Origin of the sequence: Paraburkholderia sp. SIMBA_030, from assembly GCF_046535245.1 — a bacterium.
Taxonomy (GTDB): Bacteria; Pseudomonadota; Gammaproteobacteria; order Burkholderiales; family Burkholderiaceae; genus Paraburkholderia.
Genome location: NZ_JAWRXB010001499.1, coordinates 1 through 241, shown reverse-complemented (window position 1 = coordinate 241; position 241 = coordinate 1). Strand labels below are relative to the sequence as shown.

Here is a 241-nt window from a genome sequence, read left to right as displayed (position 1 = left end):
GCTATTTCACCTCGCAACGCTTCAAGCTGACCTGATATTACTTTTAGTAAAGTGGATTTGCCACTACCATTCTTACCAGTAATGGCAATGCGTTCGCCCTTATTCACGATCAAACTCAATGTAGTTGCCATGCCAAAAGGTAAGACAACATCAGATAGATGCAGCAGTGGATTACTGGTAACTTCGGGAGTAGCCGTTACGATGGCAAGCGGTTCTATAATCTCTAATTGTGCCTTAGCAC

General features: G+C 43.6%; 1 protein-coding gene. It reads right to left on the bottom strand.

Going from position 1 to position 241, the window contains the following annotated elements:
• Positions 1 to 241: ATP-binding cassette domain-containing protein (locus tag SB772_RS45035; protein WP_410839155.1), on the bottom strand; the 241-nt coding region annotated here is incomplete at both ends.